The sequence below is a fragment of the Nocardiopsis dassonvillei genome (genome assembly GCF_964273065.1).
Classification (GTDB): domain Bacteria; phylum Actinomycetota; class Actinomycetes; order Streptosporangiales; family Streptosporangiaceae; genus Nocardiopsis; species Nocardiopsis dassonvillei_B.
Genome location: NZ_OZ186815.1, coordinates 1,506,241 through 1,521,608, shown reverse-complemented (window position 1 = coordinate 1,521,608; position 15,368 = coordinate 1,506,241). Strand labels below are relative to the sequence as shown.

Genomic DNA, 15,368 nt, shown 5'->3' with positions numbered 1-15,368 from the left:
CCCCGGCGGCTACGCCGGGGGTGCCTGGGGGTCAAGGGGTCGTGGGTTCAAATCCCGCCGTCCCGACAGAGAAGTAGCAGGTCGGAGAAGGGTCCACCGTTCGGTGGGCCCTTCTCCTCGTTCCCGGGGGTCACACGGGGGGAGCGGCGGTCCCGTGGGTCTCCTCCAGCAGGCGGGCCAGGGCGGTGAGCGGGGGGACGGTGCGGTCGGTCCGCCAGGCCAGTCCGAGGCGGCTGGTCCCCTCCAGGCCGCGGACCGGGAGGAACCGCAGGTCCGTGCGGGTGCTGTGCTCGCTCAGGGGACGGCAGACCAGCATCGCATGGTCTCCCGAGGCGGCCAGCGCGAGCCCTTCCTGGACGGTGGCGACCCCCACGGTGGAGGGGATGGGGCGGCCCGCCGGGGTGGCCGGCGGGGTGTGGGCGGCCCTCCAGTAGTCCGGGGCGTCGCCCAGCCGGTGCAGCAGGTCGGTCCCGGCGAGGTCCTCCAGGGCGACCTCCTCCCGCTCCGCCCACGGGTGGTGCCGGGCGAGGGCGAGCAGCCGGTCCTGGGGCGGGAAGTGGTACCCGACCGTCAGCGCCGGCTCGTGGACGGGGAGCTCGGCGATCGCGGCGTCCACCTCGCCCTCCAGCACGGCCGTGAAGGGAGAGCCCAGAGGCAGGTCGCGGGTGCGCACCGAGACCCCGTGCTCCTCCCTCAGGGCACGGAAGGTCAGGGTGACCTCCTCGTACACCATGCCGGTGAACCCGACGCGCAGTTCCCGCAGAGCACCCCGCACGGCGCGTTCGCGCGCCCGGGAGAACGCGGCCGCCAACGACCGGTAGGCGGGTCGGACCTCCTCGACGAACTGCGAGCCCAGGCGGGTGAGCGCCACCCGCCGACTGGTGCGTTCCACCAGCCGTGCGCCGACGCGGCTCTCCAGCGAGGCGATGAGCTGGCTGGCCCGGGACTGGGAGTAGCCCAGCCGCGCCGCGGTCCGGCCGAAGTGCAGTTCCTCGGCCAGGGTGAGCAGGCACTCGACCTGCTGTAGGTGCACCTGGTTCATCGTGGGGGGAGCGTCCGGCATATCGATGAGCCTAGCTCATCGGTCTTTGAGCAGATCGCCGTTGTTCCCCGGCCCGTGGAGCGGTGGGGTGGATGCCATGGAACATCCCACCTCTTCTGCTTCCTCCGCCGCCCACGGGCGCGCGCGGACCTCTCCCGGCGGCTGGACGGCGGTCGCCGTCCTGACGGCGAGCACGTTCACCGTGGTGACCTCCGAGATGCTCCCGGTCGGGGTGCTGACCCCGATGGCGGCCGACCTGGGGATCTCCCCGGGTGCCGCCGGCGCAAGCCTGACGGTCACCGGGCTGGTCGGGGCGGTGACCGCCCTGGTGGTCCCCCGCCTGGTGGGCGGCCTTGACCGCCGCGCCGTGCTCGCGGCGGCGATGGCCGTCCTGGCCCTGGGAGACCTGCTGACCGCCCTGTCCGGAGGGTTCGGTCTGCTCGTCGTCTCACGGGTCGTCCTCGGGATCGGCATGGGGACGGTGTGGGGCTCGGCGGCGGCGGTCGCCGTCCGCCTGGTCGCCCCGCGCAACGCCGCCCTGGCCGTCTCGCTCACCGTCGGAGGCGTGGCCGCCGCCTCCGTCCTGGGAGTGCCGCTGGGCACCCTGGTCGGCGGTCTGTTCGGCTGGCGGGCCGCGTTCGCGGTGTTCGCCGCCCTGGCCCTGCTGCTGGCGGCCGCGCTGGCCGCCGCACTGCCCCGGCTGCCGCGCCCGGAGACCGCCGGTGCGGCCGACGCCGCCGGGCCGTCCCGCCTGCTCCGCCCGGCGGTGGTCACCGGCCTGGCCGTGGTGGTGCTGCTGGTCACCGCGCACTTCGCCGCCTACACGTACGTCCGCCCGGTCCTGGAGGACCGGGCGGGGTTCCCGGCGGGGTCGATCGCCCTGCTCCTGCTCCTGTACGGGGCCTCCGGCGTCGTCGGGAACTTCGCCGCGGGCGCCCTCGCGGCCCGGCGCCCGCGGCCGACGGTCCTGGGGCTGGCGGCCGGGATCGCCGTGGCGGTCGCGGCCCTGGTGCTCTCCGGGACGGCCGCGGTCGCGGCGGCCGCGGCGGTGGTGCTGTGGGGGGCGGCCTACGGCGGGCTCTCCGTGGCCGGGCAGCTCTGGATGACCGGGGCCGCGCCGGATCGGGTCGAGCACGTCACCGGTCTCTACGTCGGGGTCTTCACCGCCTCGATCGCGCTGGGCGCCTTCGTCGGCGGGGCCGTCGTCGACGCCGCGGGCACCGCCCCGCTGCTGTGGGGTTCGGCGGGCCTGGCCCTGGCCGCACTGGCGGTCGGGCTCCTCGGCGGCGCGGTCAGGGCAGGGTCGCGATGACGGCGCGGGCGCGCTCCAGGACGGTGTTGAGGGCGCGCTCGGCGGCCGCCGCGTCGTCGGGGGAGACCTCCTTCCAGATCGGCGCGGTGAGCTCGTCGATGCGGCGGCCGGTCAGGCCGAGGAACGCGCGGCCGGAGTCGGTGAGCCGGTCTCCGGAGACGAGGCCGCGGGCGGCCAGGTCCTCCAGGAGCCCGCCGGGGTCGGGGAGGCGCGACCGGTCGCGAATGTGCTCGGACAGGTCGCCGGGGCCGTCGAAGCGCTCGGTGAGGCGCAGGGCGACCCAGTGCGGCTCGGACAGGCCGCTGCCTGCGAGGACGGAGGCGAGGAGGGCGTTGAGGGTCTTCTCGGTCTGACCGATGAGGCGGGCGCCGAACGGGATCATGCCGGTCTCCTTGATTGTTGGTGGAGCCAACACTACTTGATCGTTGGCTCAACCAACAAGGGATAGGGTGGGCGCCATGGTTCGGCGACTCGACGATCGGGCGACCTGGCTGGTGGGCCGGGCGTACCTGCACTCCCACCGGCTCCTCCAGGAGGCGTTCGCCGAGGCCGGCGCGCGCCCGTACCACTACCGGCTGCTCGCGGCGCTGGAGGAGTCCGGCCCGCTGAGCCAGGCCGAGCTGGGACGGCGCGTGGGCCTGGACCGCAGCGACGTCGCGACCTCGCTCGACGTCCTGGGCCGGGCCGGCTTCGCCGTGCGCGAGCCCGACCCCGCCCACCGCAGGCGCAACCGCGTCTCGATCACCCCGGCGGGCCGCGCCGAGCTGCACCGGCTCGACGCCGTGCTCGACGGGGTCCAGGACCGCTTCCTGGCCCCGCTGTCGGCGGCCGAGCGCACGGTGCTCCTGGGCCTGCTCGCGCGCCTGGCCGGGGAGGGCGGAGCTCACCAGAGCAGGTAGGCGGTGAACGCCGCCGCGGACGCCCCGAAGAACACCGCCCAGGCGCCCAGGTGCAGGTCCCCGACGCGCAGGTGGGCGACGAGGCCGCCGGTGAAGTAGAGCACGAGCCCCGCCGACGCGGCCAGGCCCACCGCGGGCACGGCCGGGCCGACCAGGAGCCCCAGGGCGCCCGCGCCGAGCAGGGTGCCCAGGAACGGGATCCACGAGCGGGGTACGCCCAGCCGGTCCGCCTCCCGGCGCGGGTACCGGTGGCCGGTCAGGTTGGCGGCGGCCGCGGCCGCGCAGAGGACCGCGGCGGGCAGCGAGGCGGCGAGGTGGAGGAGCATGCGGAGTCCTTCGGTGCGTCGGTGAACGTTCGCACCTGACGACGGATCCCGGCGCACCGATGTGACACTCCGCCCCGGGGCGGGCTACCGGTCCGACCCGGAGTCCGCCCCCGGCGGCCCGAGCACGCTCGGGAGGAACGTGTCGAGCGCCGCCTCGACCTGCCGTTCGATCTCGGCCCGGCTCAGCCGGGCGGCCCCGTCGCCGAGCAGCATGGCGCGGTTGACCGGCTCGCCCATGGTGAGCCAGTTCAGCTGGGTCGCGGCGAGTTCGGGGTCGGGCACCCGCAGGACCGCGAGGTCGGCGAAGGCGCGCAGGGTCGCGGCCAGCGAGGTGATCGCCCTGCGGGGGCCGTGCTCGTACAGTGCGGCGGCCAGCTCCGGGGACCGGGTCGCCTCGCCGATCACCAGCCGCCGCAGGCCGAGGATCGCCGGGTCCAGCACCGTCGCGAGCTGGGCGCGGAGGATCTCGCCGAGGACGGCGCGCGGATCGGAGTCGTGCCGCAGCCGCGGGGGTTCGGCGAGCACGTGCTCGCTGGCCGCCACGGTCTTGGAGGTGACCAGCTCCAGGAACAGCGCGCGCTTGCTGCCGAAGTGGCTGTACAGCGTCTGCTTGGCGACGCCCGACTCGTTCGCGATCGAGTCCATGGTCACCGACTCGTACCCGGTGGCCAGGAACTGGCGCTCGGCCGCCGCGAGGGCGGCCTCCCGCTTCCGGATCGAACTGGGGCGCACGCGTTCACTCCTCCGCCTCTTCTCTTGCGGAAATCATACTCGTAAGTCTAGTCTCAGAGAAGTAAGACTCGTCAGTCCAGAAATCGAGGTCGCCATGTCCGCCGACACACCACTCGTCTTCGAGGCCGAACTGCGCAGCGGCCCGGAGGCCGGGTCCTGGACCGTCTTCGACGTGCCCGGCTCCGCGGCCCACTTCGGCACCCGGCGGCCCGTGCGCGTCCACGGGACCATCGACGAGGTGCCCGTGCAGATCACGCTCATGCCCACCGGGAGCGGCGGCCACATGGGCTCGGTCAAGGCGGCGACGCGCAAGGCGCTCGGCAAGCAGGCGGGGGACCGCGTGCGCGTGAGCGTCGCGGCGGTGTCCCCGTGACCGGAGCCGCGTCCCCCGCCCCGGACGGGGCGGGGAGCACGGCGACCGGGGTCTGGGAACTCGTGCACGCCGAGCGCCTCGCCCTCGTCGAGGACCTGGCCGGCGTGGAGCCGGACCGGTGGGCGCTGCCCTCGCTCTGCGGCGACTGGACCGTCCACGACGTGGCGGCGCACCTGGTCGACTCGGCGAGGACGACCCGCCTCGGCTTCGTCGTCGGCATGCTGCGGGCACGGCTGGACTTCGACCGGCTCAACGGGCTCGGTGTCGCCCGGGAGCGGGGGGCGGGGCCCGCGGACACCCTGCGCCGGCTGCGGGAGGTCGCGCCGCGGACGACGGCGCCGCCCGCGCCCCTGGACACCCGCCTCGTGGAGGAGGTCGTCCACGGCGAGGACATCCGGCGCCCGCTGGGCATCGTGCGCGCGTACCCGCAGGAGGCCGTGGTCCGTGCGCTCCGCCTCCAGGCGCGCACACCGGTGGCCTACGGCGGCGCGAAGGAGAGGGTGGCCGGGCTGCGGCTGGAGGCCGCCGGTGGAGGGGCGGTCCTGGGCGATGGGCCGGTGGTCTCCGGAACCGCACTGGACCTGCTCCTCGCCGCCTCGGGGCGCGGGGCGGCGCTCGACGGCCTGCGCGGCCCGGGCGCGGAGATCCTCCGCGGCCGGGGCTGAGGCGTACGGTCCGCACGGCCGGTTCCGGCCACCGTCCGCCCGGGGGCGCCTTCCGGACCCGGCACCCGCCCCGATCTCCGCAGGAGCCCCCGGTACGCCCACGCCCGTCCTGTCGGCGGTCGGGGGTGCGGCCTCCGGGCGGCGGACGGCCGGGGAGGCGTGGACCGGCGACCGGTGATCCGCGCCGGGGCCACCGGCGCGGCCGGGTGAGCGGACCCTTCGGCGGGGGCCCTCGACCAGGGCGGCCAGGCCGTCGAGGCGCACCCGGGTGGCGTCCTCCAGGTGGGCGACGTCCTGGGAGGACGTCGCGGACGGCTCCGGCATGCGGGACCACCGGCGGCGCAGGGACTCGTCGGAGAACGCGGCGAACACCCGCCCGGGGGCGGCGCCCAGCGTGAAGGGGACGGTGAACGTGCCGTGCAGGACGGGGGAGGTCCCGGTCGTACCGGTGCCGACCGGCCCCCACCCGCCCCCAATGCGGGCCGCCCGCCCGCGCCGCCGGTCTTGCGGGCCCCCGCTTCCCCAAAAACTTGAACGATGGTACAACTTGTACCATCGTTCAACTTGTTCTCGTGAGAAGGGGGAGAGCCTTGGAACCCTCCGGAGTGCGCGCCTGGGCCGGCCTCGCGCTGCTGTCGCTGCCGACGGTGCTGCTCGGCCTGGACGTGACGGTGCTCTACCTGGTCATGCCGAGCCTGGCGGCGGACCTGGAACCCACGGCCGCCCAGACGCTGTGGATCATGGACGCCTACGGGCTCCTCATCGCCGGGTTCCTCATCACCATGGGGAGCCTGGGGGACCGCATCGGCCGCCGCAGGCTCCTGGTGGTCGGCGTCGCCGCGTTCGGCCTGTTCTCGGTGCTGGCCGCGTTCGCACCCACCGCGGAGTGGCTGATCGCGGCCCGGGCGCTGCTCGGCGTCGCGGGGGCCACGCTCATGCCCTCCACGCTGGCGCTCATCGGCACGCTGTTCCCCGAGCCCCGGCGGCGCGCGCTGGCCATCGGGATCTGGGCCACGATGTTCGCCCTGGGCATGGCCGCCGGCCCGGTGGTGGGCGGTGCCGTGCTGGCGCACCTGCCCTGGGGGACGGTGTTCCTCGTCGCCGTCCCGGTGGCCCTGGTCGTGGTGGCGGCCGCCCCCGTGCTGCTGCCCGAGTACCGGGCCCCGCGCGAGGGCGGGTTCGACCTCCCGGGTGTGGCGCTGTCCCTGGGAGCGCTGCTCCCGCTGGTCCACGCCGTCAAGCACATCGCCGTCGACGGGCCCGACCCGTGGTCCCTGGGCGCCGCCCTGGCGGGCACCGTCTGCGCGGTGCTGTTCGTCCGCCGCCAACTCCGCTCCCCGGCGCCGCTGCTGGACGTGTCGCTGTTCGCCGACCGGGCCTTCACCGCCGCCCTGCTCGTGCTGCTCGTCGGTCTGGTCGGCGTCGGCGGGGCGATGTTCCTGGTCACCCAGTACCTGCAACTGGTCGAGGGCCTCTCCGCGACCGAAGCCGGACTGTGGATGGGGCCGCCCGCCCTGGCCATGCTCGCCGCCGCGGTGGGCTCGCCCCTGGTCGCCCGCCGGATCCGGCCCGGCACCGTCATGGCGGCGACCCTGGCCGCCTCCCTGGTCGGCTACGGCCTGCTGGCGTCCGCCGGTCCGGGCGAGCGGTTCCACGTGGTGCTCGGGTTCACCCTGGTCTACCTCGGCCTGGGGGCGATCGCCGCGCTGGGCACCGACATCGTCGTGGGGGCGGCTCCGGCGGCGAAGGCGGGGTCGGCGGCGGCCGTGTCCGAGACCGTGCAGGAACTGGGGCTGGCGGTCGGCGTGGTGCTGCTGGGCGGACTGGCCGGAGCCGTCCACCGGGCCAGGGTCGCGCCTCCGGAGGGGGTGCCGGCCGACGTGGCCGCCCGGGTCGGGGAGGGGCTGCCGGGGGTGCGGTCCGTGGCGCACCGGCTGCCCGAGGCGACCGTGCAGAGCGCTGTGGACGCGTTCATCGCCGGGCTGAACATGGCCGCCCTCGCCACCGGAGCGGTCATCGCGGTGCTCGCGGTGGTCTGCGGTGTCGCCCTGCGGCACGTCCGCCCCCTCGGGGCCGCGGTGTCCGGAGACCGCTAGCCTGGGCGGTGAGGGAGGCACCATGGGCGAGACGACCGCGGTCACCGACGGGCGCAGGATCCGGGGGGAGCGCCGCCGGGCCGAGATCATCGAGGCGACCCTGCGGGTCGTGCGCCGGGACGGCGCCTCCGGCGTCACCCACCGCACCGTCGCCCGGGAGGCCGGGGTGACCGCCAGTCTGACCACGTACTACTTCGCCACCCTGGACGACCTCCTCGTCGCCGCCCTGGCCACCGTCGCCGACCACTACACCGAGCGGGTCCGCACCGTCATCGAGGCGGGCGGGGACACCCTGCGGGGCCTGGCGGAGCTCATCGCCGAGTCCGCCGGCCCCGGGCGCGAGCGCGCGCTCGCCGAACGGGAGCTGTCCACCCTGGCGGCCCGGCGGCCCGCGCTGCGCCCCCTGGCCCGGCGCTGGCGGGAGAACGTGGCCGAACTGGCCCGGGCCCGCACCGACGACCCGGCGGCCGTCGAGGCCCTGGTCGCCGCCTCCGACGGCCTGTGCGCCTCCGTCCTGCTGGGTGACGGCGGCGCCGACGTCGACCACCTGCACGCGGTCCTGAGCCACGCCCTCACCGGGGGACGCTGACCGCCTCCGCCCCGCCCGCGGTCCCGGTCCGGCCGGGGGAGTGTTCCCGGGGAATGCCCTTCCGGTGGTGCCCGCACGTCCTTTCCGGACCCGGTGGCCGAATACGGAAGGGCGCCGCCGGGAAATCAGCCGCGCCCCAGCAGGGCCTCGCCCAGCGGGGTGCGGGTGTGCAGGACCCGGTTCCCCTCGCGGCGGGCGTGCACCAGGCCCGAGCGGCGCAGCACCGCCAGGTGGTGGGAGGCCGTGGACACCGCCATCGCGCACGCCGCCCCCGCCTCCGAGGTGGTCCGGGGCCCGTCCAGGCAGGCCAGCACCCGGGCCCGGCCCGCTCCCAGCAGGTCGGCCAGCGCCCCCTCTGCGGCCGCACCGTGGATCCAGGTCTCCGCCAGCCCGTCCACCGGGTAGAACAGGGTCGGCTGCACCGGCGGCTCGGTGAGCACCGCGCACCGGGCGGTGCCCATCACCGACGGGGCGAGCACCACCCCGCTGCCCTCGCACCGCACGTCCTCGTCGTGCAGGCGCAGCGACACCTCGATGGTGTTGCGGTGCCAGCGCACCGTCTCGTGCAGGGTCGCCACCATCGCGCCGACCCCGCCCGCGCCCATCCGCCGCATCCGCAGGTCGATGTCGGCGCCCATCAGACGGCGGATCTGCGGCCAGTGCGGGGCCATGGTCGCCTCCCACACCTGCTCCCAGGCGTCGGCGATCATGTCCCGGGTCCGCCGCGGGCGCTCGACCATGCCCGCCACCAGCGCCCGGGCCCGCCCCTCGGACCGGACCAGCACCTTGCCCAGGTCCGCCCGCACCGCGTCCGGCGACACCGAGCGCAGCCGCGCGATCTCCTCCTGCGGGGTCATGTCCCACGTCGGAGCGGCGGTGAGGAAGTCCGGGAAGTACCCCTCCCGGCGGATGACCGCGGTCAGCCGCTCCAGGGCCGCACCCGGAACCGACGCCCGCACCGACCGCAGCCACCCCCACTGGAGCGGGTGCCGCTGCGGGTTCAGCAGGACGCGCACGGCGTGCGCCAGCTCGTGGCCGGGGGACACCCCGAACCGGATGGCCGAAACGTCGTCCGCACCGATGTGGAACCGGGCGCTCTTTCGATCCATGCCGAAACAGTAGAGCCCCACCGATCCCGGCGGCCAGTGTGGACCCATCAGCGGGACGCCGGTCGGCACCGGCCGCGGCGCCCGCCGGAACAGGAGGAGAACCCCATGGAGACCACCGCCCCCCGCGCCATCCCGTTCGACGAGATCGCCATCGGCGAGACCCGCCGCACCGCGCTCTTCGAGGGCCGCAGGTACGGCTCCGGCATCAGCTTCTTCCTCGTCGACAACGAGCCCGGCCAGGGCCCCGGCCTGCACCGCCACCCCTACAGCGAGACCTGGACCGTCCTGGAGGGCGAGGCGACCATCACCGTCGGCGGGGAGCGCCTGGTGGCCCGGGCCGGGGACACGGCGGTGGTCGGCCCGCACGTGTGGCACGGGTTCGTCAACTCGGGCACCGGACGGCTGCGCATCATGTGCGTGCACGCCTCGGACACCCTCATCCAGGAGTTCGCGGACGGGGCCTGACCCCGTCCGCGACCTGCGGGGAAGAAACCCCGCCGCGCGTTGTTGCCCATGGGCGAGGACGTGGAGGGGGACGCGATGACGGGCACCGCACCGGAGGAGCCGCAGGAGACCGAGGCGGTCGTGGTGGGCGCGGGCCAGGCCGGCCTGTCGGTGGCCTGGCACCTGCGCCGCCTGGGCCTGGCGCCGGGCGCCGACGCGGTGGTGCTGGACCGGGGGCCCGCCCCCGGCGGGGCCTGGCAGTTCCGCTGGGAGGCCCTGCGCTTGGACGACGCCCACAAGGTCGACGACCTGCCCGGCATGCGGGAGATCGGGCTGAGCTTCGCCACCGCCGACGGTACCCGCCCGGCCCGCGACATCGTCCGCGAGTACTACGACCGCTACGAGCGCGCCTTCGACCTGCGGGTGCGCCGCCCGGTGGAGGTCGCGGCGGTGCGCGAGGCCGGGGACGGCCGCCTGCGGGTGGAGACCGACCGCGGCGTACTGCTCACCCGGGCGCTGGTGAACGCGAGCGGCACCTGGGCCCGCCCCTTCCGGCCCTACTTCGCGGGCGCCGCGGACTTCCGGGGCGTGCAGGTCTCCACCCCGCAGTACCGGTCCGCGCGGGACTTCGCGGGGCTGCGGGTGGCCGTGGTGGGCGGGGGCACCTCCGCCACCGGGTTCCTGCACGAGCTGGAGGGCGTGGCCGCCGCCACGGTCTGGGTGACCCGCCGCCCGGTGCGGTTCACCGACGACCCCGGGGCGGGGGTCACCGCGGTGCGGCGGGCCGACGAGGCGGCCCGCGCCGGTCAGCCGCTGCCGAGCATCTCCAGCGGCACGGGCCTGCCCGCCACCCCGCGCAACCTGGCCGCCGTCGAACGCGGGCTCCTGGTGGCCCGCCCCATGTTCACCGCCGTCGAGCCGGACGGGCTGCGCTGGGCAGACGGCTCCTTCGAGCCCGTGGACGCGATCATCTGGGCCACGGGCTTCCGCTCCGAGCTCACCCACCTGGCCCCGCTCGGGCTGCGCGAACCCGGGGGAGGCGTGCAGGTGGAGCAGGGGAGGTCGGTGCGCGACCCGCGCGTGTTCCTGGCCGGGTACGGCCCGCAGGCCAGCACCATCGGTGCCAACCGGGCGGGGCGGACCGTCGCCCGGCAGGTGGCGGAGTACCTGCGCACCCCGGCCGCCGCCTGACCGGCCCCGGGGCCCGCCTCACCCGGTCCCGGCCGCAGCCTCCAGGGCCGCCAGGACCGCCGCCAGCGGCTCCGGCACCCGGTCGGGCTCCAGGGCCTCCGCCATCGCCCGCGCGTAGCGCTCCTTGTGGTTGCTCATGAACCCGTGCAGCTGCCGGTCCGCGGGGCGCCCCCGGTGCGCGGGCTGCCTGCGGTAGATCCGCAGCGAACGCTCCCGGCCCTGCCCGGCGATCACCCGCTCCACCCCGGCCACGCCCAGCGCCCGGATCAGCTCGTCCTCCAGGTCGTCCACGCACACGTGGAAGTCGCGGCCCAGACCCGCCCCGGCGAACGCCCGCGCGAAGTGCCGCTCCTCCGCGGCGTCGCACAGCCCCACCAGGCGCAGCCCGGCGCCCCGCGGGCCCAGCAGGGACACGAAGCGGCCGATGTTGGTGGCACCGCCCATCGGCACGATCGCGGTACCCCGGGCCGACGGGTCCAGCCCGCGCCGCCGCGCCAGGGCCAGCAGGGCGGCGCGATCGCTCTCGCCCTCGACGAGGATCGCGGTGCCCGCACCGCCCAGCCCTTCCACGCGCGCCACCCTAAGGTCTGCGGGCCGGCCGCCGCACGCCGTTTTCGCCGCCGCACGATCGTTCAAGACGCGGCCGCCCCGGTGGTGTTCCGATACGTGCGGGCTCCGTCCGGCGCCCGCACGGTGCCCCCGGGAGGAGACGAGGACATGGCGATCGGTTTCATCGGGCTGGGGATCATGGGGACCCCCATGGCGCTGCGGCTGCTGCGCGCGGGTACCGACCTCGTGGTGTGGAACCGGTCCCGGCACCGGTGCGAGCCCCTGGAACGGGCCGGGGCGCGGATCGCCGCGGACCCGGCCGAGGTGTTCGCCTCCTGCTCCGCGGTGATCCTCATGCTCTCCGACGAGGAGGCCGCCGACTCCGTGCTGGGCCGCACGGCGGGGGGTGGGGTGACCGTGGGCGTCGCCGGGCGCACGGTCGTCCACATGGGCACGATCGCCCCCGCGGCCTCCCGCGCTCTGGGCGCGGACATCGGGGCGGCGGGCGGCCGCTACGTGGAGGCCCCGGTCTCGGGCTCGCGCGGACCGGCCGAGGAGGGGACCCTGGTGGCGATGCTCGCGGGCGACCCGGAGCCGGTGGCGGAGGCCGCCCGGATCATCGCGCCGCTGTGCGCCGACCGGGTGGTGTGCGGACCGGTGCCCGCCGCCCTCACCCTCAAGCTCGCGGTGAACACCTTCCTCATCACCATGGTCACCGGGCTGGCCGAGGCGTTCCACTTCGCCGAGCGCCAGGGTCTGGACCCGGGCCTGCTGGCCCGTGTCCTGGACGCCGGTCCCATGGCCAGCGCGGTTTCACGGGCCAAGGCGGACAAGCTCGTCTCCGGGGACTTCGCACCGCAGGCGGCGATCACCGACGTGTTCAAGAACAGCCGTCTGGTCGTCGGGGCCGCGCGTGCGGCGGGCGGGGCGGCGCCGCTGATGGAGGTGTGCCTGCGGGCGTTCGCCGACGCCGACCGCTCCGGCCACGGCGGACGGGACATGGCCGCCGTCATCGAGGCGCTGCGGGCGGCCGACCCCGAACCCGTTCCGGAGCGGGCGTCCGTTCCAGCGCCGCCGCCCAGCGGCCGGGGGTGAGCCCGTAGGCGCCCTTGAAGACGCGGGTGAGGTGGCTCTGGTCGGCGAATCCGGCCTCCGCCGCCGCCGCGGCCAGGGGAACACCCGAGGCGATCAGCCGACGGGCCCGGTCCAGCCGCCGCATGGAGCGGAACCGGGTCGGGCTGGTGCCGAACGCCTCGCGGAACCGGCGCGCGACCGTCCACCGGTCCAGCCCGCAGACCCTTTCGAGTTCCTCGGCGGAGTGCACGGCCGCCGGGTCGTCGGCGATGAGGTCGCGCGCACGGGCCAGCGCCGCCAGCGGCAGGGGGCCGCCACGGGACCCGTCCGGGCCTCCCCGACCCGACCAGGCCAGGAGCAGGTCGGCCAGGGACGCGGCCAGCTCCGCGCCTGCCAGACCGTCCAGGGGGTCGTCCATGGTGCGCAGCCACCGCAGCAGGGCCCGGGGCACCCGGTCGGCGGACACCACGGGATCGGCCACGAACGGCAGCGGCACCCCGCCCAGCGCCCCCTGGACCAGAGCGGGGTCGATGTGGACGATCCGGTAGCCGAACCCCTCCTCGGTCCCGGCCGCCCCGTCGTGCTCCTCGTCCGGGTGCAGCACATGGGCCTGTCCGGGCAGGCAGTGGTGCCGCCCGCCGCGGTAGCCGAACCCCTGCACCCCGGCCAGGGTGACGCCGACGGCGTACACGTCGTGCCGGTGCGGGGCGAAGCCCCCGGAGGAGAACGACACCGCCAGCCGCTCGATCCCCGGGGCGCCGCGCCCGTAGCGCAGCCTGCCGCCGCGGGCGCCCGCCAGGGGCCCGACCGGTTCCGGCGTCGTGTCGTCCATGGCGGTACCACCGTAGCGCGGATTCCGGACGGGCCCCGGGCACGGGGATACGATGCGTCGGTAGTGCCGTCGTCGGAAGGAGAAGCGGGATGCGGGCCAACGAGCTTCCCACGGAGGAGATCGCACGCGATCCGGCGGCCTTCGCCGACCGGGTCACCGCGGACGGCCGCTTCGGCCGCGCCGCCGAGCCCGGACGCTACCGGCTGGTGGTCAGCCGGGCCTGCCCGTGGGCGCACCGGACCGTCATCGTCCGCCGCCTCATGGGTCTGGAGGACGCCGTCTCGCTCGCGGTCACCGACCCCCGGCAGGAGGTCATCGACGGCGACCCGCACTGGGTGTTCACCGAGGAGACCGGCAGCCCCGGCGGCCTCGACCCGGTGCTGGGCATCCACGCCCTGCGCGAGGCCTACCTGGCCCGCGACCCCGGCTACGACGGCGGGGTGAGCGTGCCCGGCCTGGTCGACACCGCCACCGGCCACCTGGTCACCAACGACTACGACCGGCTCTGCCTGGACCTGGCCACCGAGTGGGGGCCGCTGGCCCGGGAGGGCGCCCCGGACCTGTACCCGGAGCCGCTGCGCGAGGAGATCGAGGAGGTCGGGGCGGAGATCTACCGGGACCTCAACAACGGGGTGTACCGGGCCGGGTTCGCCCCCGACCAGGCGCACTACGACCGGGCGGTGGCCGGGGTGTTCGCCCGCCTGGACGACCTGGAGGCGCGCCTGTCCACCCGCCGCTACCTGGTGGGGGAGACCCTGACGATGGCCGACATCCGGCTCTTCACCACCCTGGTGCGCTTCGACGCGGTCTACCACGGCCACTTCAAGTGCAACATCGCCAAGCTCATCGAGTACCCGGCGCTGTGGGCGTACGCCCGTGACCTGTTCCAGACGCCGGGGTTCGGCGACACCACCCACTTCGACCACATCCGGATCCACTACTACTGGGTCCACACCGGCATCAACCCGACGCGGGTCGTCGCCGCCGGACCCGACCCGGCGGGCTGGCTCGAACCGCACGGGCGCGGGGAGCAGGGGGGATCGCCCTTCGGTGGGGGCACCGCGCCCGGCCCCGCCCCGGCGGGGGAGCGGGTCCCCGACATCGCGGACTGACCCGTCTCCCGGCCGCCCGGCCGGGCCCGGCACCGCCCGCCCGGCCTCAGAGCCGGGCGGCGTGCTCGCGCAGGACACGCACCGCCTCGGTGACCGCCGGCCGGCGGGAGGTGCCCTCGCGCCACAGCACCGAGACGCCCCGCACCGGCGCCGGGTCCACCGGGCGCACCGCGACCTCGGCGGGGACCGGGCCCCGCCCCAGCCGCGGGACCACGGCGATGCCCAGCCCGGCGGCCACCAGCGCCAGCTGGGTCTGGTACTCGGCCACGTAGTGGGCGATGTCGGGCTCGGTGCCGATGGCGCGCACCGTCCGGGTCAGCCAGTCGTGGCACACCGTCCCCGGGGGCTGGCAGATCCACCGCTCTCCGGCGATGTCGGCGCGGGTCAGGGCGTCCCGGCCGGTGAGCGGGTGGTCGGGCGGCAGCAGGACGTCGCAGCGGTCCTCGCCGATGCGCTCACGCGCCACCCCCTCGGGAACGCTCATCGGGGCGATGTCCCAGTCGTGCACCACGGCCAGGTCGACGGTGCCCTGGGCGACCATGTGCGGGGTGGCGTGCGGGTCCTCCTCGAACAGCCGCACGTCCAGGGCGGGGTGCTCGGCGGCCAGCCGGGCGAGCACCCCGGGCAGCAGCCCGCGCGCGGCGGTGGAGAAGGAGGCGATGGTCAGCCGCCCGTGGGGGCGGCCGCGCCGCTCCTCCAGGCACACCTCCGCCTCCTCGACCAGTGCCAGCACCCGTCCGGCGGTGCCCACGAGCATCGCGGCGGCGTCGGTGAGCACCACGCCGCGCCCCCGCCGCTCCAGCAGCGGGGTCCCGGTCTCGCGTTCGAGCTTGCCGATCTGCTGGGAGACCGCCGAGGGGGTGTAGCCCAGGGCCTTGGCGGCGGCCGCGACGGAGCCGTGGACGTGGACGGCGTGCAGGGCGCGCAGGCGGGACAGGTCGAGCACGGGGCTCCTTCCGGGAGGACTCCTCTGATTATGTAGCATCAGTGAATCCGATCCGGTAGAAATCTTCGCTGGTGCTT

At 75.8% G+C, this 15,368-nt stretch carries 18 protein-coding genes; 10 read left to right on the top strand and 8 right to left on the bottom strand.

Going from position 1 to position 15,368, the window contains the following annotated elements; translation table 11 throughout:
- Positions 1–130: 130 nt before the first annotated feature.
- Positions 131–1,063: a LysR family transcriptional regulator gene (locus tag ACSUPR_RS06840; protein WP_436890242.1), complete on the bottom strand. Its 933-nt coding sequence runs from the start codon at positions 1,061–1,063 to the stop codon at positions 131–133.
- Between the two features lie 76 nt (positions 1,064–1,139).
- Here ACSUPR_RS06840 and ACSUPR_RS06835 point away from each other — a divergent pair, with 76 nt between their 5' ends.
- Positions 1,140–2,354 carry an MFS transporter gene (locus ACSUPR_RS06835; protein WP_436890241.1) on the top strand — a complete coding sequence of 405 codons (1,215 nt, stop codon included), beginning with the start codon at positions 1,140–1,142 and terminating at the stop codon, positions 2,352–2,354.
- Here ACSUPR_RS06835 and ACSUPR_RS06830 read toward each other — a convergent pair.
- On the bottom strand, positions 2,335–2,736 hold the full coding sequence (locus ACSUPR_RS06830) for a hypothetical protein (RefSeq protein ID WP_436890240.1): 402 nt from the start codon (positions 2,734–2,736) through the stop codon (positions 2,335–2,337). The two genes, ACSUPR_RS06835 and ACSUPR_RS06830, sit on opposite strands and share 20 nt — an antisense overlap.
- A gap of 76 nt (positions 2,737–2,812) precedes the next feature.
- On the opposite strand from ACSUPR_RS06830, the gene ACSUPR_RS06825 reads away from it, so the two are divergent.
- Positions 2,813–3,253 (top strand): MarR family winged helix-turn-helix transcriptional regulator, encoded by a 441-nt coding sequence (locus tag ACSUPR_RS06825; protein WP_436890239.1) that lies wholly within the window; start codon positions 2,813–2,815, stop codon positions 3,251–3,253.
- Here ACSUPR_RS06825 and ACSUPR_RS06820 read toward each other — a convergent pair.
- Together ACSUPR_RS06820 and ACSUPR_RS06815 are read right to left on the bottom strand one after the other, a co-directional pair.
- The gene (locus ACSUPR_RS06820; protein ID WP_436890237.1) at positions 3,238–3,579 is read right to left on the bottom strand and encodes a DoxX family protein; all 342 of its coding nucleotides are present in this window, start codon (positions 3,577–3,579) and stop codon (positions 3,238–3,240) included. The genes ACSUPR_RS06825 and ACSUPR_RS06820 overlap by 16 nt on opposite strands.
- Before the next feature lie 84 nt (positions 3,580–3,663).
- The gene (locus tag ACSUPR_RS06815) at positions 3,664–4,311 is read right to left on the bottom strand and encodes a TetR/AcrR family transcriptional regulator (RefSeq protein WP_436890234.1); all 648 of its coding nucleotides are present in this window, start codon (positions 4,309–4,311) and stop codon (positions 3,664–3,666) included.
- 94 nt (positions 4,312–4,405) lie between these two features.
- Between ACSUPR_RS06815 and ACSUPR_RS06810 the strand changes: the two genes are divergently transcribed.
- From ACSUPR_RS06810 to ACSUPR_RS06795, 4 genes are all read left to right on the top strand, one after another.
- A complete protein-coding gene (locus tag ACSUPR_RS06810) occupies positions 4,406–4,684 on the top strand; it encodes a DUF1905 domain-containing protein (protein WP_436890233.1) in 279 nt (92 codons plus the stop codon).
- Positions 4,681–5,349, top strand: a complete 669-nt coding sequence (locus tag ACSUPR_RS06805; protein ID WP_436890231.1) for a maleylpyruvate isomerase family mycothiol-dependent enzyme — start codon at positions 4,681–4,683, stop codon at positions 5,347–5,349. The genes ACSUPR_RS06810 and ACSUPR_RS06805 overlap by 4 nt, the downstream gene beginning before the upstream one ends.
- Positions 5,350–5,939: 590 nt before the next feature.
- The gene (locus ACSUPR_RS06800) at positions 5,940–7,445 is read left to right on the top strand and encodes an MFS transporter (protein ID WP_436890230.1); all 1,506 of its coding nucleotides are present in this window, start codon (positions 5,940–5,942) and stop codon (positions 7,443–7,445) included.
- A gap of 22 nt (positions 7,446–7,467) precedes the next feature.
- Positions 7,468–8,034 (top strand): TetR/AcrR family transcriptional regulator, encoded by a 567-nt coding sequence (locus ACSUPR_RS06795; protein ID WP_436890229.1) that lies wholly within the window; start codon positions 7,468–7,470, stop codon positions 8,032–8,034.
- Positions 8,035–8,159: 125 nt separating this feature from the next.
- Here ACSUPR_RS06795 and ACSUPR_RS06790 read toward each other — a convergent pair whose 3' ends face one another.
- Complete coding sequence (locus tag ACSUPR_RS06790) at positions 8,160–9,143, bottom strand: DUF5937 family protein (protein ID WP_436890227.1); 984 nt, start codon at positions 9,141–9,143, stop codon at positions 8,160–8,162.
- 105 nt (positions 9,144–9,248) lie between these two features.
- On the opposite strand from ACSUPR_RS06790, the gene ACSUPR_RS06785 reads away from it, so the two are divergent.
- A complete protein-coding gene (locus ACSUPR_RS06785; RefSeq protein WP_436890226.1) occupies positions 9,249–9,608 on the top strand; it encodes a cupin domain-containing protein in 360 nt (119 codons plus the stop codon).
- 75 nt (positions 9,609–9,683) lie between these two features.
- Positions 9,684–10,778 carry an NAD(P)-binding domain-containing protein gene (locus ACSUPR_RS06780; RefSeq protein ID WP_436891898.1) on the top strand — a complete coding sequence of 365 codons (1,095 nt, stop codon included), beginning with the start codon at positions 9,684–9,686 and terminating at the stop codon, positions 10,776–10,778.
- An 18-nt stretch (positions 10,779–10,796) separates the two neighbouring features.
- Here the strand turns inward: ACSUPR_RS06780 and ACSUPR_RS06775 are convergent, their stop codons facing one another.
- Entirely contained in the window at positions 10,797–11,348 is a 552-nt protein-coding gene (locus tag ACSUPR_RS06775) for a TOPRIM nucleotidyl transferase/hydrolase domain-containing protein (RefSeq protein WP_436890224.1), read from the bottom strand.
- A gap of 147 nt (positions 11,349–11,495) precedes the next feature.
- On the opposite strand from ACSUPR_RS06775, the gene ACSUPR_RS06770 reads away from it, so the two are divergent.
- The gene (locus tag ACSUPR_RS06770) at positions 11,496–12,422 is read left to right on the top strand and encodes an NAD(P)-dependent oxidoreductase (protein WP_436890222.1); all 927 of its coding nucleotides are present in this window, start codon (positions 11,496–11,498) and stop codon (positions 12,420–12,422) included.
- On the opposite strand, the gene ACSUPR_RS06765 is transcribed toward ACSUPR_RS06770, so the two are convergent.
- A complete protein-coding gene (locus tag ACSUPR_RS06765; protein ID WP_436890221.1) occupies positions 12,337–13,233 on the bottom strand; it encodes an AraC family transcriptional regulator in 897 nt (298 codons plus the stop codon). The two genes, ACSUPR_RS06770 and ACSUPR_RS06765, sit on opposite strands and share 86 nt — an antisense overlap.
- Before the next feature lie 89 nt (positions 13,234–13,322).
- On the opposite strand from ACSUPR_RS06765, the gene ACSUPR_RS06760 reads away from it, so the two are divergent.
- The gene (locus tag ACSUPR_RS06760; RefSeq protein WP_436890219.1) at positions 13,323–14,345 is read left to right on the top strand and encodes a glutathione S-transferase family protein; all 1,023 of its coding nucleotides are present in this window, start codon (positions 13,323–13,325) and stop codon (positions 14,343–14,345) included.
- A gap of 46 nt (positions 14,346–14,391) precedes the next feature.
- On the opposite strand, the gene ACSUPR_RS06755 is transcribed toward ACSUPR_RS06760, so the two are convergent.
- On the bottom strand, positions 14,392–15,291 hold the full coding sequence (locus ACSUPR_RS06755) for a LysR substrate-binding domain-containing protein (protein ID WP_436890217.1): 900 nt from the start codon (positions 15,289–15,291) through the stop codon (positions 14,392–14,394).
- Positions 15,292–15,368 lie beyond the last annotated feature (77 nt).